Source organism: Shewanella sp. SM74 (assembly GCF_025653725.1).
In the GTDB taxonomy this organism is placed as follows: domain Bacteria; phylum Pseudomonadota; class Gammaproteobacteria; order Enterobacterales; family Shewanellaceae; genus Shewanella; species Shewanella oncorhynchi.
In genome coordinates, this window is record NZ_JAKKRZ010000024.1 from 13,258 (window position 1) to 36,702 (window position 23,445).

At 45.2% G+C, this 23,445-nt stretch carries 20 protein-coding genes and 1 pseudogene; 13 read left to right on the forward strand and 8 right to left on the reverse strand.

Features of this window, described 5'->3' with window-relative positions:
• Nucleotides 1–206: 206 nt before the first annotated feature.
• A complete protein-coding gene (locus L5M49_RS19535; RefSeq protein ID WP_263266688.1) occupies nucleotides 207–1,577 on the reverse strand; it encodes an ATP-binding cassette domain-containing protein in 1,371 nt (456 codons plus the stop codon).
• 515 nt (nucleotides 1,578–2,092) lie between these two features.
• Here L5M49_RS19535 and L5M49_RS19540 point away from each other — a divergent pair.
• On the forward strand, nucleotides 2,093–3,451 hold the full coding sequence (locus tag L5M49_RS19540) for an isochorismate synthase MenF (RefSeq protein ID WP_131524435.1): 1,359 nt from the start codon (nucleotides 2,093–2,095) through the stop codon (nucleotides 3,449–3,451).
• Between the two features lie 21 nt (nucleotides 3,452–3,472).
• On the opposite strand, the gene L5M49_RS19545 is transcribed toward L5M49_RS19540, so the two are convergent.
• Nucleotides 3,473–4,213, reverse strand: a complete 741-nt coding sequence (locus tag L5M49_RS19545; RefSeq protein WP_173497812.1) for a substrate-binding periplasmic protein — start codon at nucleotides 4,211–4,213, stop codon at nucleotides 3,473–3,475.
• A gap of 205 nt (nucleotides 4,214–4,418) precedes the next feature.
• On the opposite strand from L5M49_RS19545, the gene L5M49_RS19550 reads away from it, so the two are divergent.
• Nucleotides 4,419–5,078 carry a 7-cyano-7-deazaguanine/7-aminomethyl-7-deazaguanine transporter gene (locus L5M49_RS19550; protein ID WP_105250735.1) on the forward strand — a complete coding sequence of 220 codons (660 nt, stop codon included), beginning with the start codon at nucleotides 4,419–4,421 and terminating at the stop codon, nucleotides 5,076–5,078.
• 100 nt (nucleotides 5,079–5,178) lie between these two features.
• A complete protein-coding gene (locus L5M49_RS19555) occupies nucleotides 5,179–5,637 on the forward strand; it encodes a GNAT family N-acetyltransferase (RefSeq protein ID WP_263266689.1) in 459 nt (152 codons plus the stop codon).
• 339 nt (nucleotides 5,638–5,976) lie between these two features.
• On the opposite strand, the gene L5M49_RS19560 is transcribed toward L5M49_RS19555, so the two are convergent.
• Complete coding sequence (locus tag L5M49_RS19560) at nucleotides 5,977–8,130, reverse strand: cache domain-containing protein (protein ID WP_105250737.1); 2,154 nt, start codon at nucleotides 8,128–8,130, stop codon at nucleotides 5,977–5,979.
• Nucleotide 8,131: 1 nt separating this feature from the next.
• On the reverse strand, nucleotides 8,132–9,514 hold the full coding sequence (locus L5M49_RS19565) for a sigma-54-dependent transcriptional regulator (RefSeq protein WP_105250738.1): 1,383 nt from the start codon (nucleotides 9,512–9,514) through the stop codon (nucleotides 8,132–8,134).
• 284 nt (nucleotides 9,515–9,798) lie between these two features.
• Between L5M49_RS19565 and L5M49_RS19570 the strand changes: the two genes are divergently transcribed.
• The 8 genes from L5M49_RS19570 (at nucleotide 9,799) to mutM (ending at nucleotide 16,860) form a co-directional block, all read left to right on the forward strand.
• On the forward strand, nucleotides 9,799–10,623 hold the full coding sequence (locus tag L5M49_RS19570) for a substrate-binding domain-containing protein (RefSeq protein ID WP_212599451.1): 825 nt from the start codon (nucleotides 9,799–9,801) through the stop codon (nucleotides 10,621–10,623).
• Entirely contained in the window at nucleotides 10,620–11,327 is a 708-nt protein-coding gene (locus tag L5M49_RS19575) for an ABC transporter permease (RefSeq protein WP_168826136.1), read from the forward strand. Before L5M49_RS19570 ends, L5M49_RS19575 begins: the two co-directional genes overlap by 4 nt.
• A gap of 3 nt (nucleotides 11,328–11,330) precedes the next feature.
• Nucleotides 11,331–12,041 (forward strand): energy-coupling factor ABC transporter ATP-binding protein, encoded by a 711-nt coding sequence (locus L5M49_RS19580; protein ID WP_263266690.1) that lies wholly within the window; start codon nucleotides 11,331–11,333, stop codon nucleotides 12,039–12,041.
• The gene (gene mobA, locus L5M49_RS19585) at nucleotides 12,025–12,615 is read left to right on the forward strand and encodes a molybdenum cofactor guanylyltransferase MobA (protein WP_113940167.1); all 591 of its coding nucleotides are present in this window, start codon (nucleotides 12,025–12,027) and stop codon (nucleotides 12,613–12,615) included. Before L5M49_RS19580 ends, mobA begins: the two co-directional genes overlap by 17 nt.
• A 36-nt stretch (nucleotides 12,616–12,651) precedes the next feature.
• Entirely contained in the window at nucleotides 12,652–14,463 is a 1,812-nt protein-coding gene (locus tag L5M49_RS19590) for a bifunctional molybdopterin-guanine dinucleotide biosynthesis adaptor protein MobB/molybdopterin molybdotransferase MoeA (protein WP_263266691.1), read from the forward strand.
• A 16-nt stretch (nucleotides 14,464–14,479) separates the two neighbouring features.
• Nucleotides 14,480–15,463, forward strand: coding sequence for a GTP 3',8-cyclase MoaA (moaA, locus tag L5M49_RS19595; RefSeq protein ID WP_011787489.1), 984 nt, complete (start codon nucleotides 14,480–14,482; stop codon nucleotides 15,461–15,463).
• Nucleotides 15,464–15,553: 90 nt separating this feature from the next.
• Nucleotides 15,554–16,009, forward strand: a complete 456-nt coding sequence (locus tag L5M49_RS19600; protein ID WP_011787488.1) for a hypothetical protein — start codon at nucleotides 15,554–15,556, stop codon at nucleotides 16,007–16,009.
• Nucleotides 16,010–16,044: 35 nt separating this feature from the next.
• Nucleotides 16,045–16,860 (forward strand): bifunctional DNA-formamidopyrimidine glycosylase/DNA-(apurinic or apyrimidinic site) lyase, encoded by an 816-nt coding sequence (gene mutM / locus L5M49_RS19605; RefSeq protein WP_263266692.1) that lies wholly within the window; start codon nucleotides 16,045–16,047, stop codon nucleotides 16,858–16,860.
• Between the two features lie 6 nt (nucleotides 16,861–16,866).
• On the opposite strand, the gene L5M49_RS19610 is transcribed toward mutM, so the two are convergent.
• Nucleotides 16,867–17,124, reverse strand: a complete 258-nt coding sequence (locus tag L5M49_RS19610) for a hypothetical protein (RefSeq protein WP_263266693.1) — start codon at nucleotides 17,122–17,124, stop codon at nucleotides 16,867–16,869.
• Nucleotides 17,125–17,355: 231 nt separating this feature from the next.
• Nucleotides 17,356–17,582: pseudogene (locus L5M49_RS19615) on the reverse strand (dolichol-phosphate mannosyltransferase); the annotation flags it as partial.
• A 236-nt stretch (nucleotides 17,583–17,818) separates the two neighbouring features.
• Here L5M49_RS19615 and L5M49_RS19620 point away from each other — a divergent pair.
• The gene (locus L5M49_RS19620) at nucleotides 17,819–18,982 is read left to right on the forward strand and encodes a nucleotide sugar dehydrogenase (RefSeq protein ID WP_263266694.1); all 1,164 of its coding nucleotides are present in this window, start codon (nucleotides 17,819–17,821) and stop codon (nucleotides 18,980–18,982) included.
• A gap of 642 nt (nucleotides 18,983–19,624) precedes the next feature.
• On the opposite strand, the gene L5M49_RS19625 is transcribed toward L5M49_RS19620, so the two are convergent.
• Complete coding sequence (locus L5M49_RS19625) at nucleotides 19,625–21,127, reverse strand: capsule assembly Wzi family protein (protein ID WP_263208553.1); 1,503 nt, start codon at nucleotides 21,125–21,127, stop codon at nucleotides 19,625–19,627.
• 90 nt (nucleotides 21,128–21,217) lie between these two features.
• Nucleotides 21,218–21,709, reverse strand: a complete 492-nt coding sequence (gene coaD / locus L5M49_RS19630; RefSeq protein WP_263208556.1) for a pantetheine-phosphate adenylyltransferase — start codon at nucleotides 21,707–21,709, stop codon at nucleotides 21,218–21,220.
• Between the two features lie 282 nt (nucleotides 21,710–21,991).
• Here coaD and L5M49_RS19635 point away from each other — a divergent pair, with 282 nt between their 5' ends.
• Nucleotides 21,992–23,065 (forward strand): glycosyltransferase, encoded by a 1,074-nt coding sequence (locus L5M49_RS19635; RefSeq protein ID WP_263176817.1) that lies wholly within the window; start codon nucleotides 21,992–21,994, stop codon nucleotides 23,063–23,065.
• Nucleotides 23,066–23,445: the final 380 nt, after the last annotated feature.

A 23,445-nucleotide genomic window follows, 5' to 3' on the forward strand; every position in this document is an offset into this window, starting at 1 on the left:
TTATAGAACAGACGTGAGGGGCATTCTAAGACGAGGATTAGAAAATCACCATAGACTTTCTTGGTAAATAAAGGGGCTTAAACAAGATACGATGAAATCAGAGCTTAAGGTGTCGATTAGACCCATTTCAATCTCTCATTATTTCAAAAAATGCCTAAGGGCTAGGCATTCAAAACCAGCGACCCTCACGCGCGAAAAGCTCACAACTACCCCACATAACGCTCAGCCATTTCAGTTGACTCTTCCACCAATAAACCATTACGTAAACTCAGTTGCCGTGACACTGCACTGTGTTCAATGCTTCTGTGAGTGCTGAGCAAAATAGCGCAACCTTGGGAGCTTAACTGCTTTAGCAAGTACCACACTTTGCCGTAGTAATGCTTATCCATCCCCGCCAATGGATCGTCCAAAAGCAGCACCTTAGGGCGTAGACAGGCGAGTGACGCTAAGGCAATCAAATGCTGTTGGCCGTAGGATAATTTGTGGGGCGACAGATGGGCTAAGCTAAATAAATCCAACTCGTCCAACATTTGCACCGCTCGCTCTTTGGGGAGTTCAAAGCGCCTAAGGCTAAACTGCATTTCGGCTAGCACGTTAGACTCGAATAATTGTCGACTCGGCCTTTGCATCAACAGTCCCAATTCAGCACCATAAATCCCCAATTTAGGCCTTCGCCCTAGCACTTTAAGAGGAAGACGCTGCCTTAAACTGTGCACGCCCGCTATAGTTTTCAATAGACTCGTTTTACCAGAGCCGTTATCGCCCACTAAGGTCACTATCTCCCCCGCTTGCAATTGGAATCCTTGTGGACACGCAAATAACGTGGGACAAGCATCGAACCCAAAATCAAAGGCTTCGGCACTGACCAAGACTTTGCCTAAATGCTCAAACTTAGCCTGATTTCGCCACGCAGGCGCTTCAATTTGCGGCGCATCGCTCACGGTATAGATGCCTTCGGACAACTTACCAGCCTCTAACTGCCAATAATGCTGAATAATCTCGGCGAATGCCGAGGCGTTATGCTCAACTAATACTAGCGCCATACCATCTTGGATAAGATTGCGAAGCACGACCAGCAGCTCACTCACACCGTGATCATCGAGTTGTGCCCAAGGTTCATCGAGCAGCAGTAAATGCGGCTCTGACACTAACTGAGCGGCGATCATTAAGCGATATTTTTGACCGAGGGAAAGCGTGCTGACTTGGGTATCGAGGCGCAGATACAAGCCCACGCGCCGTAGTGCTAATTGCACTTTAGGTAGCATTTGCTCGGCGGGAATACCGAGGTTTTCTAAGGCGAAAGCCACCTCGGCACCAACGGTTTGCCTTAGTAGCTGAGTTTGTGGGTCTTGCATTACCAGACCCGTAACCAATTGAGGATAACGCCAGATGTCACCTTCATGCGGGCGATTTAACACGCCCGCCAGTAGATTTAGCAGACTCGATTTTCCTGAGCCCGTAGGACCGCTCACGCAATGGCATTGGCCGGTACCAATCGCCAAGTTTACCTCCTGCAATACCGTCGGTAACTGGCTGCCATAGTTGAAGCTAACGCCTTCGAGATCTAAGAGTTTCATACTATATCTGCCTATAAAGATCTAACGAACAGCCTATGACAAGGCTGCACCCTAGTCGTCTTTTCATTCCCACGGCGAGTCATACGTTAATAGACATCTAACTTGTCACGTAGAAAATTTAAGATGTGCAAGCTATTGTGGACCGCGATTATTCTGTCTCAACCGAAAAACGTTTAAAAACCAACCTAGATCGACTAATTACGACAAAGGGAAAGTACATTTAACGACTAAGAGACAAAATGTCCACCGAGGGTGGCTTGCCCGACAAAAAGACCCACTCAAGTCACATTTTTTATCAGCGTAAAATGAGACTATGGCGAAAGTCACACGATAGGGCCTTACATCTTGACACACTCGACCGTGGCCTTTAATTTGAGCGAAAGATTCTTATTTACAGACTAAAATCACTACAGGTAAATGGCTTGTAAAAGAGGACATTAACCTGACTCGAATTTATTGACGCTGACAGAGTGACCTTCAGCTTTCGCCTTCATCCGTTATCTTTGGAGTTCTATTTGCCCGTTCATGCCCTGTCTGAAGACCTTAAGTCTCTCATCGACAAACTCATTCAATTAAAGCAAGTTCCACCGACGGAACCGATAGTGCAGTTGTCACTAAACACTGTCGCTATGCCTTTAATTTCATGGCTGGCATCCCAGACTCAATACCCAAGGATCTACTGGCATGGGCGCGACAGAATCGAAGAAGTCGCGGCGATAGGGGCGTGCAAAGACTTTAGATTTGAAACCGGAATCAATGATCAGCAACTGGCCATGGCCTACCAAGAGCAGCGAGCCTTATCGACGAATCAGAATATTCGCTACTATGGCGGTGTTGCCTTTGATCGCACTATAGAGTCTTGGCCTGAGTTCGGTAATAGCCGCTTTATCCTGCCGCGCATTGAATTTAGACGCAGTGGGAACAAATTTAGCCTATTAGTGAATCTTAATTTTGCTGATAATGATCACCATAGCGAGATAGATAAGGCCATCGGCGCTATCGAAGCCGTCATGCCTGCGAAGCCACTCTCGCCACCTAAAAAGATCGTTCCACTTGGGCGCAGTGACAAACCTGATTTTGAACGTTGGAAGACATTAGTCGAGCAAGTGGTGGATCCTAAGTTCAATCAAGATACCCCAAAAGTCGTGTTATCCCGCTTAACACAACTTGAAGTCAATGAACCTATCGATCCTTGGATGGTGCTGGCTTGCTGGCAGGGCCGTAATCCCAATAGTTTCCAGTTTGGCTTTCAATTTAGTCCAGATCGCACTTTTATCTCTTGCTCACCAGAGCGTTTATTCCGCCGCCGTCAGCAGGAGCTATTTACCGAGGCACTTGCTGGTACAACGGTACGCGGTCTCAATCAAGAAGAAGATGTTGCGCTGGCGAACGCTTTATTAGAAGACAACAAAAATAGCGTTGAAAACCAACTTGTTCGCAGTCACATAGTGAATATGCTCACGCCGCTGAGCAATTATGTTGGCGCCGATGAATTAGCGACTATTTTTAAGCTGAACCATATTCAACATTTACACCGTGCAATTCGAGCCGAATTGAAGCCGGGCGTGAATGATTTCCAACTTTTGCAAGCCCTGCATCCTACTCCTGCAGTTGGCGGCTTGCCGCGGTATTCAGCGCTAAACTTTATTCGTCAACGTGAAGGTTATATTCGCGGTTGGTACGCCGGTGCCTGCGGCTATTTCAATAAATATGAGAGTGAGTTTTCGGTAGCGATCCGCAGTGCGCTGATCGAACCAGGTCGGATTAATCTATTTGCGGGGGCGGGAATTATTGCAGGTTCTGAGCCTGAAGCTGAGTGGCAAGAGCTTGAAAATAAACTCGCAACCATAATGTCGATTTTATTCGAAATGTAATAAGCCTAGTAAACATTAAGACTATTCAGCGCCATCAGCCCTTCGTTTTTCAATCGTTTCAAGGTAAAGCCTGTCCTGTTCACCCGAATCGATTAAGCGCTTATGTGCAAGGTCAAAATGTTGTTTCAACATCTGGCCTTTCTCGGTGTTAGCGAAAACAAAATAGGTTTCGGCCTTGAGTACACCTTGAATAATCACAAAATTTTGTGGCGCCTTTAATTTAGGAACAAACGTAAGCAAATTAGGTTTGTAATCTAGCACGGCATCTATACGTCCAGCATTTAAGCTATTGAGCATAGTCAACATATCGCTACTTTCTTCGTAATACATAGGCACAGGTGTCAGCATATTGTATCTGTAGGCCAGCATGGCCTGAACCTTCTTGTGGGATAGGCTTTCAATACCGGTCCAGCCTGCTGCCACCTCGGGAGTAACAGCCACATCGATAGAGTCCACTTCAACCATATTCTCTGTTAATAGCCCCTTTTTAATATCACCCTTGTAAACGCTGAGCGTGATATCGGTACGATTGTGCTCAACAAGATATAAACTGCGGGCAAAAGGCATAAACTGCACATTGAGTTGCCATTCTGGCTCAGGGAAAATCCGCTGAAGTAACTCGAAGTAGTAACCCGTTTTATCACGATTGGCAAATCCCTCCCAAGTTGACGTTGCTACATCGACCACTATCGGCTGAGCGGCGGAAACAGACACAGGTAACACAGCTAAAAATAAGCAAAAAGTAGCAAAAAATCGTCTCATGGCTATCCTCCTTCGACGTATTCAAAGTGTAGAAGAGTTTTCATTCTATGTGCACATTTAAACAGCAGACTTGCATCTTAAAACTCGACCACTATAATGGCGACCCGATTTCAGCACGCTGTCACCGGCAATAAAGTCGTAAACATAATAAATTGAATATTAGCGGGTTCCCTCACCCCGCCCTACACAACTAAAAAGGCCACATATGTTAATGTTAACCACAGCGCAGCTTCGCCGCGCTTTATTCCTATTAGTAGGATTTCACATACTGATTATTTGCGTCAGCAACTACTTAGTACAATTGCCATTTCAACTGTTTGGCTACCACACAACTTGGGGAGCATTCAGCTTTCCGTTCGTGTACTTAGCCACAGATCTCACTGTCCGTATTTTTGGCCAACAAGCCGCACGCAGCATCATACTCAAAGCTATGATTCCCGCTTTGATGATTTCCTACGTGATGGGAGTGATGTTCCATCAAGGCAGCTTTCAAGGTGCTGATTCACTTGCACAGTGGAATACCTTTGTGTTCCGAATTGCCTTTGCCAGCTTCGCGGCTTATTTGATTGGTCAGTTGATGGATATTAAGGTTTTTGCCCGTATTCGAGCCAGTCGCTCTTGGTGGGTCGCCCCAGCCGCCTCAACCTTAGTCGGAAATCTGGTCGATACTTTAGTCTTTTTCAGTATCGCCTTTTACGCCTCTTCCGATAGCTTTATGGCAGCCAATTGGCCCGAAATCGCTACAGTCGATTACGGCTTTAAGCTAATCGTGAGCTTAGGCCTTTTCCTACCGGCATACGGTGTTTTGCTAAAAGTCTTACAGGACAAGATTTTGCGAGCCAATCCGCAAGAATCAATTTCCTGATTAACCCAACTGGCCAGACCTGTTATAATTTAACCAGTTAATAGCTCAGCCCTGCTCCTGTTAACGCGCGAGTGGGGCTTATTTTTTATGAGAGTAAACTATGTATTCTATTGAAATTAAAGCAGAGTCAAGTTTGACTCCCGAGTTAGCCGTTCAGCTTATCCAACTTAGCCAACAAATCCCAGAGCTCGATCACCCACTCACAAACGAAGTGTTGGACCAGCGCTTACAGGGCAAGACATGTTTGATCTTAGTCGCATATGTAGAAGGTGAATTGGCAGGGTTTAAACTGGGTTATGAGCAAGAAGAGGCTATATTTTATAGCTGGTTAGGTGGCGTTGCATCCGACTTTAGACGTTTAGGCTTAGCGCAGAGTCTACTCGAATATCAAGAAACTTGGGCACGCCGCCATGGCTATAATCATATTCAGGTGAAAACGATGAATCGTTTTCCTGCGATGCTTAATTTATTGATCAGTAATCAATATTTAATTACTGAACTAACAGCCGATCCTAAAAGCTTAGTCGATCATAAACTGTATCTATGCAAGTCGGTCTAAACCGTTAATGGATGAGGGCAAAACGATATTTGTAAAGATGTGCACTTTTTGCAATAAATAGCTTGCAAACACAATTGAGAATGATTATCGTTAACGTGCGTTCCAAAACTCATCTTTAACAACGATGACTGGTAATCGACGTTGTTATGGAGCTCCTGAGTTTGCAAGCACGACATTGCTCACACACACTCTTTGTGGCCGGACTCATCATCCGGCTTTTTTTTTGCCTAAAAATCAGTAATGCAAAGCCACATAATACAAAGCCAGCAATCGCTCGACATATTTTAATTCAAACTTAATCAGCCAAATACAACACACTGCCTATCTAACGGGATAAGACTAATCTGCAGACATATCGCTGTAGTTGCCCGCAAAGTGTAAGCCATCGTAGGGATTATTTTGCTGATCTTCCTTCGCTTCATGATACAAACCTATGGTAAATAAAGACCCTTTACCCAAAGTTGAACTCACTTCTATCGTGCCACCAATCCGCTTGATAATGCCGTAACTGAGCGAAAGACCTAAACCAGTGCCATCCTTACGTGTGGTATAAAAAGGGTCGAAAATCCGTCCAAGCTGCTCTGGCGCTATCCCTGAGCCTTCATCTTCCACTTCGATTTTGACGCCAATCGGCATATCCTGCTGCACCCAGTCATAGGTTCGCACCCAAATACGTCCTTTACCGTCCATCGCATGCGCCGCATTCACTACAAGATTAATCAAGACTTGCAACAACTGCGGACGATTAACCTGTACTGGACAACTGGCGTTTAACTCAGTGATCAACACGACTTCTTGTTTTTGAATCGAATGTCGCACCAACACCAACATTTCTTCGATAATAGGAGTCATCGGATGCATTTCTAGTGGTGCGTTGAATTCGCCTGGTCGGCTGTATTGCAACAGGCTACGGATGATAGTGCTGATCCGCCCAACCTGTTGAATGACTAGATCAATTTCTTCTTTCACTACTTCTGCATTATCGCCAAGCTCGTAGCGCAGTAATTCCATATTGCCGAGGATAACGGCCGTCGGATTATTGATTTCATGGGCGATACCTGCGGTCAATTCGCCAAGAGCTGTGAGCTTCTCGTTAGTGACGAGCTGTTGACGCGTTTCGTTTAGTAATGCCACGTTACGTTGCAGCTCTAAGGTTTTATCCTGCAGGCTACGAGTACGCTCTTCAACCTTCATTTCAAGCTGTTCTGCCGCCGCTTGAATTTGGGCATTTCGACGCTGTAGCAAGTCAAGCATACTGTCAAATTGCTCGGCTAAGTTCGATAACTCATTATCCCTATCTAATCCTAAGGCGCCGATACGAATATTGCGCCCCGACTGCACAGCTTGTACAACATGGTGAATACGTTCAATGGGCTGCAATAAACTATAAGCACCGCGATAAACCAGCAGGCCAGAGACCAACAGCACTAACATTAGAATCGTGCCTAGCTCTATGATATTGAGTAAATAATTATGGATAAATGGCGATTCAGAAAAGCCGGTATAGATCATACCGACACGTTGGCCGCGAACATCTTCCAAGGGGGCATAAGCGGAAATAAACCAATCGTTAAATACGAAAGCGCGATCGACCCACTGCTCGCCTTGAGTTAACACTTTGTCTTTCACTTCCTCCGACACTAAACTGCCAAGCGCGCGGCCCAGCGTCTCATTGCCTGTGGGATAAAAATGCAGCGGCACGTTGGTGGAAATACGGATGTTATCTAAGAAGATGGTCACAGTGCCGATGGAACGCTCGGGCAAGGTGCCTTTGTCGTATACCAGATCACGAATGTGGTCAACAATTCGAGTATCGCGATTAAACAAGATCCCACCATCGAGATACCAAGCCACTTTGCCTTCCATATCAGGGACGGGCAATAGGCTACGGCTCAATAAACCACGTTCTTCAACGGTTTTAACGGGGCTCTGCGCCCGCAAGGTTGCAACTATCGGAATGCTCGCAGTGATAGCCAATTCGGGATCGATACGTGCTAAACGCTCGGGCGGCAGCACCATCAAGCCGGAGTAAGGTAATAAACCGTCTAACTTAGGAAGGATTTGTCGTAAATCGGGGTCTGCGGCCGCTTCGGCAACACTAACTAAACGCAAATAATCGAGATTTAGCTGTTTTTTCTGTTCAAGAAGAAAAGCATCAATACTGGCTCGGTAGCTGACTTCGCCACTTAATTCTTTACCACTGAAAAGTGGCCTAAAGTCATTTTGAAAAGTCCAAGACGTCACCACACGTTCAAGTTGTTTTTCTTGGCGTACTTGCACTTGCTGCAAAGTGTTTTCGGCAACAGATAAGTCAGCTTTAACCTTCATAAACAGCTGCTTACCTGTATAACTGATGTTCCAGTAAATAGTGATAAACACTAAACTCACCAGTGTCAGTAGAATGGGCAGTAACGTCAGGATTAATATGCGATAGCGCACCTTGGCCTGCATTTGCTGCCAACTGACACCAAAAAAGTGAGTGAAGAATGACACTCTATGACTCCTGTTCGCCACTAAAATCAAACCACTCTTTATACTTGCGATCTAAGGTTTTGCGCGATACGCCTAAATCCCTCGCCGCGGCAGACTTATTGCCAGAATGTAAGTCCACAACACTGGTCACATGGTGTTTTTCCACGTCTTTCAATGGCCAATCCAATGGATAACCCGATGTGGATAAAGACTCACTCTTCAGCTGTTGCTTCCAATATTCCGCTGGCGGTTTGCCCAGCAAAATACAACGCTCAATCATGTTGCGCAGTTCACGAATGTTACCAGGCCACTCGTGTTGCTGTAGTTTCACCATATCTTCATGGCTCCATACGACTTCTCTTACCCCTAATTCAGCGGCAAGTTGGCGAGTGAAATGATGGGTTAACTCCACTACATCTTCGGGTCTATCACGTAATGGCGGGATTAAAATATCGAGCACATTCAGCCGATAATATAAGTCTCGACGGAAATTCCCTGCATCCACTTCATCAATCAGAGTACGGTTAGTGGCCGCGATCACTCGCACATCAATGTTAACTTCTTTCTCGCTGCCCACAGGACGAATCGCTTTTTGCTCTAATACTCGGAGTAAAGCCGTTTGCATTTTCAGTGGCATTTCGCCAATTTCATCGAGAAAAATCGTCCCGCCCGAGGCAAAACTGAATAAACCTTCACGATTGCCTTTCGCACCCGTAAAGGCACCGGCGGTATGGCCAAACAATTCACTTTCGAGCAGTTCAGGAGCGATAGAGCCACAGTTAACTGGGACAAAAGGTCCCTGACGTCCACTAAGCAAATGCAATTGCCGTGCGACTAATTCCTTACCCGTGCCCGACTCACCTTGGATCAAGACGACGGCATTGGTCGGCGCCACACGTTCGATGATATGTTTCACCGACTTCATGGCTTCACTGCTGCCAATAATGGTCGATGAATAACCGATTGAAACCTCACGACGCAGCATCAAGTTTTCACGTTTAAGCAAGCGACGTTCGATACAGCGATCGACCGCAGTCATCATTTGTTCGAGGTGGAAAGGTTTCATGATGAAGTCAGAAGCACCAGCGCGTAGCGCGGTAATCGCGACTTCCATGTCAGCATAGCCAGTCATAAAAATGATGTCCGAACGACGCCCCTGCTCATCCAACGCTTCATGCCATTCGATACCCGAACGACCAGGCAGACGAATGTCGACGATAAGCAAATCGAAATGGCAACGGCTACGCAGCTGCTCAGCATCTTCGATACTGCCCGCCGTTTCGACTAAGGCAAATTTCTTCGAGAGTGCCTTATTTAAAAAACTCCGCATTCCGGGTTCATCATCAACAATCAGTACCGATACAGCCGATGGAAGAGGCTTGAGGTTATTATCTATCTGGCTCATATTGTCTGCTTCTGGACATTTTGACTCATTTGCGACCAATTCTAGCACTGAAAATAGATGAATAGGTCACTATGAACCATCAGAAGTTTGTCCTGAGACAATTTGTCTGTAGAGTATTTGTTAAGCTTGCGATCAAGCTCACAAATTAGGTTAAGCTGTGAAGAAAATGACCGCATTCTCAGCTTGGCATCTAACTTGCTTTCAACCGAACGTATTACAATTTACGAGACCTTCCACTCAGTAGGCATTTGAGTTGGAATCCTATTTTCCGCCAAGGAGTACCCATGCTAAACATGAAATCTCATATGAAGTCATTACTGGGACTGGTTGTTGCAGCCAGTATGTTCACTGTTTTACCCGCTCACTCGACTGAAATTATCAAGTTAGCCACCACCACCAGCACAGAAAACTCAGGCCTATTGAAAGAACTGTTACCTAAGTTCGAAAGTGAATCAGGCTACAAGGTTCAAGTCATCGCCACAGGTACAGGTAAAGCCCTGAAACTAGGTGAGCAAGGTGATGTGGATTTAGTCATGACTCACGCGCCTAGCGCCGAAGCCAAATTCGTAGCCGATGGTTTTGGTGTTGAGCCCCGTGGCATTATGGAAAATGATTTCGTAGTACTTGGCCCTAAAAACGACCCAGCAAAAATCCGTGACAGCAAAACGGCCGAAGAAGCCTTCGTTAAAATGGCAAAATCAGGCGTACCTTTTATCTCTCGTGGTGACAACTCAGGCACTCACATCAAAGAGTTAGAAGTATGGAAAGCGGCAAATGTTACTCCTAACTTCAAAGGTTATACTTCAGTCGGTCAAGGCATGGGTAAAACCCTGCTGATGGCAAACGAAATGCAAGGTTACACTCTGTCTGACCGTGGTACTTTCGTGGCTTATAAAACTAAGCTCGATCTTGCCGTTGATTTCGATGGTGGTAAAACCTTAGCCAACCCATACCAAGTCATTCTCATCAACCCTACTAAATACCCAGATCTGAACCACAAAGGCGCTAAAGCATTCAGCGACTGGTTGATCAGCAAAGAAGGTCAAAGCATGATCAACAGCTTCAAAGTTGAAGGCGAGCAATTGTTCAAGGCAACTTATAGCGAATGAACGACGGCTGGCTAGCACTATTACAGCAGGCGTTAAGCCTGCTGTTTTCTTTAGACCCTGACGTTTGGTCCATCATTTCGATCTCGTTTTCGGTTTCTTTCGCGGCACTGCTGATCACGCTGGTTCCTTCCATGGTGCTCGGCTTTGTGTTGGCGTTTGCGCCATTTCGCGGCAAATGGATAGTCACTAACTTAGTTCAAACTCTGCAATCAATCCCGACAGTGGTTATCGGTCTACTCGTGTATTTACTGCTAACGCGCAACGGTCCTATGGGCGATCTAAAATGGTTATTTACCCAAGAAGGCATGATTCTCGGGCAAATGTTCATCTGTGCCCCCGTGCTAATTGCAATGAGCCAAGCCGCATTCACTAGCGTTGATCGCAGAGCTTGGGAAACCTCACGCACCTTAGGTGCCTCTTGGTGCAGCGCAGTGTGGACAGTATGCCGAGAACTGCGCATGCCCTTACTGCTGGCGATTGTCGCGGCGTTTAGTCGCATTCTGACCGAAGTCGGCTGCTCTATGATGGTCGGCGGCAATATTTTAAACGTGACCCGTAATATTCCTACCGCAATCGCACTTGAAACCAGCAAAGGTGACTTCGCCCAAGCTATCGCCCTCGGGCTAGTGCTGCTAATCTTGGCCTTGATCCTCAACTTTGCCTTAGGTAGTTTACGCGGCAAAGCCATGCCAAGGAGCCATTAAGCAATGACTAAGGTCAAACTGATCGCCCGTGACGTAGAAATGTCCTTTGGTGCGCGCCTGTTATTCAAAGCCGACGTATTATCGCTCTGCCAAGGAGATGTGATTTATCTGCAAGGCGACAATGGCACAGGCAAATCAACCTTGATGAAAATTCTGGCAGGCTTAATACCACCAACCAAAGGCCATATTAAGGCTGTCGGTTTTGCCAAAAATGCTTGGTGGCGACGCAATCCATTGTTAGGTAAGGCTGTTTATCTGCACCAACATCCTTATTTGTTCGACGGCACAGTAGAATATAATCTCACCTATGGGCTGAATTTCAGCTCAGAAACAAAAGCCAAGGCTAAACAGCGGATTACTCAAGCAATTGAGATGGCGCAGCTAGGGTCGCTGCTGCACGAAAGGGCCTGTAATCTCTCTGGCGGCGAAAGACAGCGCCTCGCGATTGCGCGCGCTTGGATCCTACAACCTAAACTATTAATGCTCGATGAACCCACCTCCAATATGGACAAGGATTCCCAAGAGCTAGTATTAAAAATGATCCAACAACTCAAACACGAAGGCACAGGAATGTTACTGAGTAGCCATCAGAATTGCGCGCTAACCGCCATCTGCGAACAACAGTGGCACATAGAAGGTGAGCGCGTGATGACCTCTTATCAACAGCCTGAATCTTTGCCAGCACAGGAGCCTTTGTATGTCATCGCAAATTGATGCCGTTATTCTCGCCGGTGGTATGGCCCGTCGCATGGGTGGCGACGATAAAGGTCTCGTCGAATTAAACGGCGAAGCCATGATTAAGCACACAATAGATAGAATAAAACCTCAGGTTAAGGAGATCCTGATCAACGCAAATCGTAACCAAACACGTTATGCTGAGTTCGGTTTTAAGGTAATAAGTGACGAGCATAGTGGTTTCCTCGGACCTTTAGCGGGTATGATCACCGCTATGGGCCAAACAGATGCAGACTACTTATTAGTAGTGCCCTGCGACTGCCCACTCCTGCCACTCGACCTTGTTCCGCGTATGTTGGCAGCAATTGAAGCAGAAAAAGCCGAGATTGCTGTTGCCAGTGACGGTGAGTATGAACAACCCGTTGTTTTACTCTTAAAACCTAGCTTACGTGACTCGATGAAAGCGTTTCTTGAGGCGGGTGAGCGTAAAGTGGACTTTTGGTATATCAAACATCACTTCGTCGTAGCGTCATTCGCCGACCAGCCCAATGCTTTTGTGAATGTGAATACGCCAGAACAAAAACAACGACTAGCGATAGAAATCACCCAATAGCTAAAAAGGCTCCAATAACCCAAATTAGAGGTGCAAATGAGTAACCCCTTCGTCAATCCGCTCGCTATTCCCGTTCTCGGATTTTGTGCCTACAGTGGCACGGGGAAAACCACCTTACTCAAGCAATTGATCCCCGAATTAAATCAACGTGGCCTGCGCTTAGCCGTAATCAAACATGCCCACCATAATTTCGACGTAGATATTCCCGGCAAAGACAGTTACGAAATGCGTAAAGCGGGTGCGCGACAAATGCTGGTCGCCTCCCATGTACGCTGGGCGCTGATGACAGAAGATGCGCGCGATGGCGATCCTGAGTTAGTCCATTTACTCAAGCAAATCGAAGCCGACAAAGTCGATATCGTCCTCGTCGAAGGCTTTAAAAAGCTCGCATTACCTAAAATTGAATTGCACCGCGCCGCCCACGGCAAACCTTTTATCTACACCCAAGATGAGAATATCCTCGCCATCGCCTGTTGCGATGACACTCAGTTGCCAAACGACGCACTCCCGAATGAGCTGCGCCGTCTCGATCTCAACAATGTCAGCCAGATTGCCGATTTTGTGATGGAGTACGCCCAAAACTGGGAAGCGCCACTCCAATACCCCATTTCGGCCGTGGATACCTGCGCCATAGGCGACAACAAAAACCTTACCGTCAGCCAAGGTTTAGCGCAGATTTTATCCCATGTATCACCTGTGGCAGAGATTGAAGACATTGAGTTAGATGCCTTAGATAACCGCGTACTAGCCAGCGACAGCATTTCTCCCGTCAACGTGCCACAACAAACCAATTCGGCGATGGATGGCTACGCCTTTGTCTATCAAGACCCCATGCCTACCACCTTAAAATTGGTGGGAGAGGTTCTTGCCGGTCATCAATATTCGGCCACGCTTAAAGTCGGCGAAACCGTGCGTATCATGACGGGCGCAACAGTGCCTGCAGGTGCTGATACAGTGCAGCCCCGAGAGCTTGCCAAGGAAGTCGATGGCATTGTTAGCTTTGAAGGCCGCATTCTTTCTGGCCAACACGTTCGCCTCGCTGGAGAAGATATTGCTCAAGGCCAAGTCGCACTCGCAAAAGCCACTCGCCTAAGCGCCGCCGAACAAGGTTTACTGGCCTCACTTGGACTCAATCACCTGAGTGTATATCGCCGCCCAACTGTTGCAGTATTCTCTACCGGCGATGAAGTGAGCCAGCCCGGCGAAGTACTCAAAGCTAACTGCATTTATGACTCAAACCGCTTTACCATCAAAGCGATGGCAAAACGTCTCGGTTGTGACGTTATCGATTTAGGCATTATCGAAGATTCTGAAGCAGCCCTTGAAGCAACTCTCGCTAAAGCCGCCAACCTTGCCGATGTCGTCATTAGCTCTGGTGGTGTGTCTGTCGGCGATGCGGACTACATCAAAACCGTGCTTGCACGCCTCGGAAAAATTGATTTCTGGCGGATTAGCATGCGTCCGGGTCGGCCACTCGCCTTTGGTAAAGTGAATGACAGCTTATTCTTCGGGCTACCTGGCAACCCAGTCGCAGTCATGGTGTCCTTCCTGCAATTTGTACAGCCCGCTTTACGAAAATTAGCAGGTGAAGTGAACTGGCAAGCGCAGCTATTCCCTGCAATAAGTGATGAAACTCTACGAAGCCGTCAAGGCCGCACCGAATTTATTCGCGGGATTTATCAGCTTGGTAAAGATGGACGTCTGCACGTGAGTAGCACGGGCAACCAAGGTTCTGGGATGTTAAGTTCAATGGTTAAAGGGAATTGCCTCATCATCATAGGGGATGATGCAGAAGCCGTGAATGCAGGTGAAACTGTATTTATTCAACCCTTTGCGGATCTGCTTTAGGATCCAGTGAGTTTTTATGAGTCTAATTGTGGATTCCTTTGGCCGTAAGGTCGAATATTTACGGCTCTCGGTCACCGACCGCTGCGACTTTCGCTGTGTTTATTGCATGACGGAAGATCCCTGTTTTCTGCCAAAGGACCACGTACTCCACCTCGAAGAATTAGCTTGGATTGCCCAAGCCTTTACCGAGCTTGGTGTGACTAAAATTCGCCTGACCGGCGGTGAGCCCTTAGTTCGCACCGATTGCGACCAGCTAGTGGGTCTGCTTGGCAAACTGCCTGGGCTGACGGATTTATCCATGACCACTAATGGTTCAAGGCTGACAAAATTCGCTAAACCCATGTTTGATGCAGGATTAAAGCGCCTCAATATCAGCCTAGATACCTTAAACCCCACACTGTTTACTCAGCTAACGCGTAACGGCAAATTAGACAGAGTCATAGATGGTATTGATGCGGCTATTGCGGCGGGATTTGAACGTATCAAGATTAATGCGGTGATTTTAAAACAGCAGAACGATAATGAAGTTATTGATTTAGTTGATTTCTGCCGTGGCCGTAACTTAGACATCGCCTTTATCGAAGAAATGCCACTTGGCGAAATGGATGAGCGGAAACGCGCCCGTCATTGCAGCAGCGATGAAGTAAAAGCCATCATCAATAGTCACTATCCGCTACAGCTTTCCAACAAACGTACCGGCGGCCCAGCACGTTATTACACTATGGCTGACAGCCCAATCCATATCGGCTTTATCTCGCCCCACAGCCACAACTTCTGCCACGAATGTAATCGCGTGCGCGTCACAGTCGAAGGCCAATTATTGCTGTGTTTAGGCAATGAACATGCCGTTGATCTCAAAAGCATAGTCCGGGAATTTCCGGCTGATATTGAAAGATTAAAAGTCGCTATTCTCGCGGGAATTAATCTCAAGCCTAAGCAACACGACTTTGGCAATAATGAGGTACAAATCCTACGCTTTATGAACGCCACTGGCGGTTAAGCATCACCACTCCATCGCTTAAGGGCTAGCATCTCAATTTGGCCGTGATAAACTCGAAGCATCACCCCATACTTAGCGTTACACATTTCTATGGCATTAACTCGTAAGCAATGGAATAACATCATCATAGTCGCCTGCGCCTTTATGGTCGCCGTGCTGACTTTTATGGATAACAATACCAATAATGTTCCGAGTGATGCTCAGCGACTGTTTGACGATAATGCACCGCTTTCACAGCTGCAACTCGACGGGTTATGGCTGCACAAGCAAGCATCACAATGGGAGTGCGACACTAAAGTCCTCAACTGTGATGAATGGGCAAAGGCGTGGCAAACCATACGGGTATCCCCCTTAACCGCCGCGCCAGAAACCACAGATAATCCACAAGAATTAGTCATCCAGATTGCAGATATCCGCGATGCTCAACTGTGGATCTATTTTCCCAATGAAGGCGCCTTAAAGTCTCCCGCAGGTAATTGGTATTTAGTACCACCGAGTTTAAGAGCTAAACTGCAACCGATCCTCGATGCGAAACCCGCAACTTAATGTCACCCAATTTTACTTAAGATAAGAAAGAATCCATGCCGGAATTACCAGAAGTTGAAGTCACCCGTCAGGGTATTGCCCCCTACCTTGTCGAGCAAACCGTAATAGATCTTGTGATCCGCAATGGCTCTTTGCGCTGGCCTGTGCCTGACATCGCCAAACAGATTATCGGTCAAGTTATACGCCAAGTGCGACGCCGTGCTAAGTATCTGTTAATCGACACTGATGCGGGCACTAGCATAGTGCATTTAGGCATGTCGGGGAGTTTACGGATTTTGCCCCACGATACCCCAGTGGAAAAGCATGACCATATCGACTTAGTGCTCGCCAACGGCCGCATTTTACGTTTTAACGATCCAAGACGATTCGGTGCTTGGCTATGGTGTGAACTCCCAGAAGAAGCGCATCCATTACTTGCCAAACTGGGGCCAGAGCCACTGACTAATGCTTTTAATGTCAAACAATTAGCAGCAGCTTTAACGGGCAAGAAAAAAGCGATCAAACTCTGTCTGATGGATAATCATATCGTAGTGGGAGTGGGCAACATTTACGCCAATGAAGCCCTGTTTGCGGCGGGCATTCATCCAGAGGCCGAAGCAGGTAAAATAGATATAGAGCGTTTGACCGTTTTAGTTGCCGAAGTGAAGCAAATCTTAGCCCATGCCATTAAACAGGGTGGAACCACGCTGAAAGACTTCACCAATGCCGATGGCAAGCCGGGCTACTTCGCCCAAAAACTGCATGTCTACGATCGCGGCGGTGAAACCTGCACAAGCTGCGGTAACTTGCTGAGTGAAATCCGTTTAGGCCAACGCACCACAGTATTTTGTGGCATTTGCCAAACACGCTAAGTGCCACTAACTAACATTCGCAAAAATGCCTGCAATTACAGGCATTTTATTCTTTATATTGGTTACGATTTTAACCAACGCCCCAGATGATCTGGTAAAGCAACGATATTCGCGTTCAGGCTTTTCGCAGTGCGGCTTTAGCTCAGTGGCCGATAACAAAATCCACTCATCACGATGGGCAATCGCCATGCTCATGTCGCCTTTGATATCGAAACAACTTAGCTCAGCACTTATAGTTAACCCCAGTTTATTTTTCTGCTGCATGGTGTTCATACTTTTCAACTAGAGCCAAAGAACTAAAGCGCGCCACAATCATAGACGAGAACAAAATAAATCGCTCTTTAAACAGCTTTAACTCGGCACTCACAAATCACCTCCCTGTATGCTTGGAGTGCGTATTTCATCAAGCAAAGAGTACCCTATATGCTAATCCCCCCTGCCTAAGACAGAAAAGTCCACATTTTAACAAAGAAAAACTGTTTACGGGCATGCAAAAACACCCGTCGAAATGATAGTACTTTGCCCAGTGCTGTACTCATGGCGAATCGCCTTAGCATTATATTGTTTTTTCAACAGCGGTGAGTATGAGTTCACCAAAGGCATCATCTTGGCAGCTATCATCGACAACAAGGATTTCAAACTCAGTTAATTCTTCAAAGGTTTGACATATCTCTTTTATCGGTCAATATTTCATCTTTAACGGGGGTTGCAATAGAAATCAATTCGACGCATCACAACTTAATGATCACAAATACGGTATCACATAATTATTGCAAAATAAAAATTGGGATAAACGGAGATTATAACTTAAATAGAATGCTAACTTTGAATTGTAAGCTAATTACAAGAGAATAAATAACACTTGGTTTTTGAACCGTTGTTTTCACAGAATTAAGTCTTTTTCGATGAATTTATGTTATGTTATCTAGGCGTATATATATGACATCCGAGCCATATTATGAATATTGTTGTTGTTGGAATGGGCTATGTGGGCCTATCAAATGCCGTCCTATTGGCGCAGCAAAACCAAGTTACTGCAATTGATTTAGTTCCTGAACGCGTCAAACTAGTTAATGAACGTAAATCGACAGTTGTAGATCAATTAATCGAAGATTTTCTACAAAATAAGCCGCTTAATTTAACCGCCACAACAGAAAAAACAGCCTTTCAATCGGCTGACTTTGTGGTTATTGCGACCCCAACAGACTATGATCCCCAAACAAATTATTTTAATACCCATTCTGTAGAAAACGTCATTAGTGATGTACTTGCCGCCAATCCAGATACAACTATCATAATAAAATCAACTGTCCCAGTTGGTTATACAGCGGCTTTAAGGCAAAAGTTCAATAACGACAACATACTGTTTTCCCCTGAGTTTTTACGTGAGGGGAAAGCCTTATATGACAACCTTTATCCCTCGAGGATTATTGTAGGAGAACGCTCACACCGAGCCAAAGTTTTTGCCGAACTCTTAGCTGATGCTGCCATCAAGCAAGATATTCCTATTTTGCTGACAGATAGCACTGAAGCCGAAGCGATTAAGTTATTTGCTAATACATTTCTCGCCATGCGGGTCGCCTACTTTAACGAGCTCGATACCTATGCAGAGAGTCGAGGATTAAATACTCGACAGATTATTGAAGGCGTTAGCCTAGATCCACGTATTGGTGATTATTACAACAATCCTTCTTTTGGCTATGGCGGCTATTGCCTTCCGAAAGACACGAAGCAATTACTGGCAAATTATAATGATGTGCCAAACAACTTAATCAGTGCCATTGTTGATTCTAACACCACACGAAAAGACTTTATCGCCGATGCTATTATCCGTAAGCAACCCAAATGTGTTGGGATTCATCGTTTGATAATGAAGTCAGACTCAGACAATTTCCGTGCATCAGCCGTGCAAGGCGTGATGAAGCGCATTAAAGCAAAAGGTATAGAAGTTGTCGTATATGAGCCTGTACTAAAAGAAGATTTTTTTTTCAGATCTCGAGTTATTAGAGACTTAAATGAGTTTAAATCTCTGTGTGATGTGATCGTATCAAACCGTATGATCGATGAACTCAATGACGTTGCAGATAAAGTTTATACCCGCGATCTATTTCACCATGATTAGTAAGCTTTAATTAATCTGATAATCCAAGTTTTACATGAAATACTTAGTTACAAGTACAGTAGGTTTAATTGTAGCCAAAGTCGGGAGCACCTTTGCTCGGCCATCTCCTAATAGTCATTGATAATCTCAATGATTATTAGGAAGGCAATCTCAAATATGCTCGTTTAAATCCATTACAAACATTTAGATAATTTCCATTTTATTAAACTCGATCTCGCCTATAGAGAAGGTATTGCTATGCTTTTTTACAGCATGTATTCCAACATATTATTCATCTGGTACTTAAGCGAAGAGGAATTACTCACTCGACAGTTTAGCCTATACTGATAGTATATTAGTCGGGCATCTCACGATGTAGTCAGCATAAGATTGAGCATCTAGTGTATACCCCATATTCGTCTGTGTATGGGTTAGATCAAAAGATGCCTTAGACATTAACGTTAAGAAGTACTTACTGCAAATACCGTTGGGGGATATCCATTCAACATGGGCAGACACAAGCAATCTCCTTCGCGCCATTAACTATACGAAGTCACGCAATTTGTGGACTGGTATCGCCAGTTCTATAACAAATAATTTTTCGCCCAAAAAGCCAAACAAAAAGGCCTGCAAGAATACAGGCCTTTGCTTTAATAATGAATATTAGAAGCGATACTCAAAACGGCTAAAGAGCGTGGCATTGGTATCATTTTCTTGAGCATCAAATTCCGATCTCGATACAGTTCCCCCCACATTTAACATACCTTGCCACAGTGGCATGCGGTATGAAAACTCAAACATCAACAAATCTTCCTTCGGTGGTTGCGGCGCCCAAATATTGCCCACATTTGAACCATCATTATTCAGCTGGGCGTAACGCAATAAAGAAGTAAAACCACGGCTGTTACTAAACTGACCCACAAGACCTGCGACATATACTTTAGCGTCACTATCATAAGTTGAGCCTAGGGCTCGATTATAATATCGAGAACCACTCAAGTAAGTTGAATGCTCATAAAAACAATTAAATTCATTAGGATCAAGACCGCATGCAACCACAGTATCGGTATATTCAAAAAATAACTTATATTGTTGATCTGTAAATTCAAAACGCGTATCAGCGCCAAATAAGTACGCGCAATCAGCTAAATCCCATGGATTAGATCCACTAGAATCTTCACAGGTTCGTTCAAGATAAAGCCCGACAGGCACCTTAAACCAAGTATCCGCATATCGGATATCAAACCCAGCTAATTGATTACCAATTTTAGTATTGGAGGCCGGATCGCATGTTGCACTTCCATCCGCACATTCAGTGCCACCAGTTATCGCTTTAAAAAAGCTTTTAACACCGCAATCCTGTCCTTCACCACAGAACTGTGTTGTCCAAGAAACGCCCATTTCAACCGATTTTATTGGCCTAATACTCGATCTAAAATTCCATAATGCTGCATTGGCAACAGCACGATTGTCTTCAAATAGACTAAAGCCGGCGGTTAAGGTCCAAGGACCGATCCAAGAGAACCACGGCGTTTCAAACGCTGCAGCATTATTACGACTTAGCATCACTGAAGGCATTGGCCTCGCGTTATTCGACTTATGCAACGAAGAGTCAAACCCTGGTCCCCACCACTGCTCAAGAGTCCCTGCCGTAATAATCCAGTTATCAATAATCATTGATACATAAGAGTTATCTAAACGAAATTGGTCTTCAGTAGCATCATAATTGGCGCTTCCAGAAGCTTTAAAGGCAAAACGTTCTCCAACGTATTCATGGGAAATATTTAATTCACCTTGCTCACGGTAGTCTGAACCAAAATGCTGAAACCGTGCGGCATCTGTACCGGCGGTTACTTTAACGCTGGTATTTCCACGATTTCCAATTGCGCTACTATAGTAAAAATTAACCCTTGCGAAAGACTGAACTAAACTTGGGCTCAGTTTTTCTGGCTCAACCTTCGCTAGATCAGCACCAATACCAGCCCACATTAAGGGGTAGGTATTCACAGGCACAGTGATCACACCCGCATCAGCAAGTGCTTGAATGTCAGCTCTAAGATAAATATCAGAGGCATCGACCCAAGGTGCAGCAGCAAGCATTGAAGAAAAAAACAGGCCAGAGGCAATGCTAGTAGCAAGGATCGTGGGGGAAAAAAAAGCCTTCATAACATCCTTTTAAGTATCATCACAAGGCAACAATGCCTCAAAGTTAACACAAAACTCCTACGTAAAAACTATCTAGTTCGCAGGTAAAATCTAAGGTTTAACCAACTTAAGCTTTGCCGCCAATGCAGCCGTTACTTCAGGGTGAACAAACTGGCTCACATTGCCACCATGCAAAGCGACTTCCTTTACTAAGGTTGAAGAGATAAATGAGTTTTCCTCGGCAGGCGTTAAAAATACGCTTTCCAGATCAGGGCTCAATCTGCGATTCATATTTGCTAATTGGAATTCATATTCAAAGTCGGATACCGCGCGTAACCCACGCACAAGTACACTGGCCTTTTGCTCCTTGGCAAAATCCACTAGCAACCCCGAAAACCCCACCACCTCGACATTATCCAAATGAGCAGTTACCCGATTGACCAATTCAACTCGCTCTTCAAGGGTGAATCTAGGCTGCTTGGAAGGATTAGCCGCAATGCCAATCACCACATGTTTAAACAGTTTAGCCGCACGCTCAATCAAGTCGGCATGTCCATTGGTGATAGGATCGAAAGTTCCAGGGTAAATTGCTCTAGTATGCACTTTGCTGACTCAACTCACATGGATGCCAAAAATCATTGCTCGCCAGTCTACTCGTTTTAGCCAAGCGAGTGAATAATCGCAGCAAAAACGGCTTTAAATACCGATAAAAAGCTTAAAAATAAGCAAGAACGCTATTGATTAAGCCCATGTAAAGGCACGAACAGGTATAATGTTGCACGAAATTAAAACCGACCACATACAATGTTGCTCCCCTATTTAACGATATACACTGAGCAGTGTTAGGTTTAAAAACGACGTTTGAAGACACGCAGAAGAGCATATATGAAGAAAATCGCGATTTTTTGCCATAACTTTTTCTCCAACGGCACAGTGAAAGTCGCTTTGTCGCAGGCAGAAGTGTTACAGGAAGCAGGACAAGATGTGCATTTGTTTGTGTTTCACAAGGAAGGCGATTTTATACCTCCGCAAAATGTGACCATTCATTATCTGTTTGAAGCGGGTCAAAAACCTTCGCTACAGGAGCAGATACAACAACTCAAAGCTAAAGTGAGCGCCGCCGAAAAAACGGGCAAGTTTTCACTCTTTCTAAGTAATTCAACTGACTGCGATGTTGTTGTTTCCGGCTGTCATTTCGATCCTTGCTACTACTTCTGTCATTGTGCGTTAAAACAAGAGTTATTGATGGAGTTAAAACGCGGTCCAGTACACTTCTGGCGCAGATGGAAAAAAGCCAAGGCCCTGATCGGCAAAAAAATCATCACAGTCTCAAATGGTATTGCCGACGAACTCAGAGCCACTTCTTGGTTAAAACCCCAGAGCGTGCAAACCATCTACAACCCTTTTCGCTTAGAAGAAATAAAAATTAAGACTCAAGAAGTTATCGCCGAAATTCCAAATGAGCCTTATATGATCCATGTGGGTAGAGTCACTCGTCAAAAGCGCCATGACATTCTCTTCAAAGCATTGAGGGATATGCCGACAGCACCTAAACTCGTGCTTCTCTGTAATCGACCAAATAAAGCGCGTAAATTAGCCAAAAAATACGGTGTTGAGCACCGAATTATCACACCCGGTTTTCAACATAATCCCTATGCTTGGATTGCCAACGCAGAATTAATGCTACTGAGCTCAGATTTTGAAGGCTTGCCAACGGTAGTCATTGAGTCATTGGCCTGTGGCACCCCCGTCGTAAGCACTGACTGCCCTCACGGCCCGAATGAAATCCTTACCGGACATTTAGCTAAATATTTGGTTCCCGTTCGCCAACCTGCATTGTTGGCACAAAAGGCTCTGGAATGTCTGGCATCGCCTCCATCGCTTGAAGACCTTGCTATTCTTAAAGCCGTAGATAGTCAAAGTATTGCTCTACAGTATATTAAATTGGGTAAGGATTAAACCAAACGATTACTTCCTAACGAACCTGAAATGCATATAAAAAGAGAACAAAAAGCCACGAACTTAACGTTTGTATAGGACTATGAATCGCGAAAAACTTTGGTATTAAAGGAATCGTAGTTGTGTGTAGTGGTATTGTGAATTTTAGGGGGGCATTACTTATACATTTCAGCCTAAAAATCACGTTATTAAAGTCATGAGACTAGAAAAACCAATACCAATGTAGACTTGAAGCTAACTAAATAACTGATCCTAATAGTACTACATTTTGCCAAAAACTTTGCAGTGTAAAGCGTTACCACAATCGGGTAGCAGAGCCTTATATTGCAATACTTAGATCACGATACAAACTCAATACTACTTGTAGAAACTGCATGAGT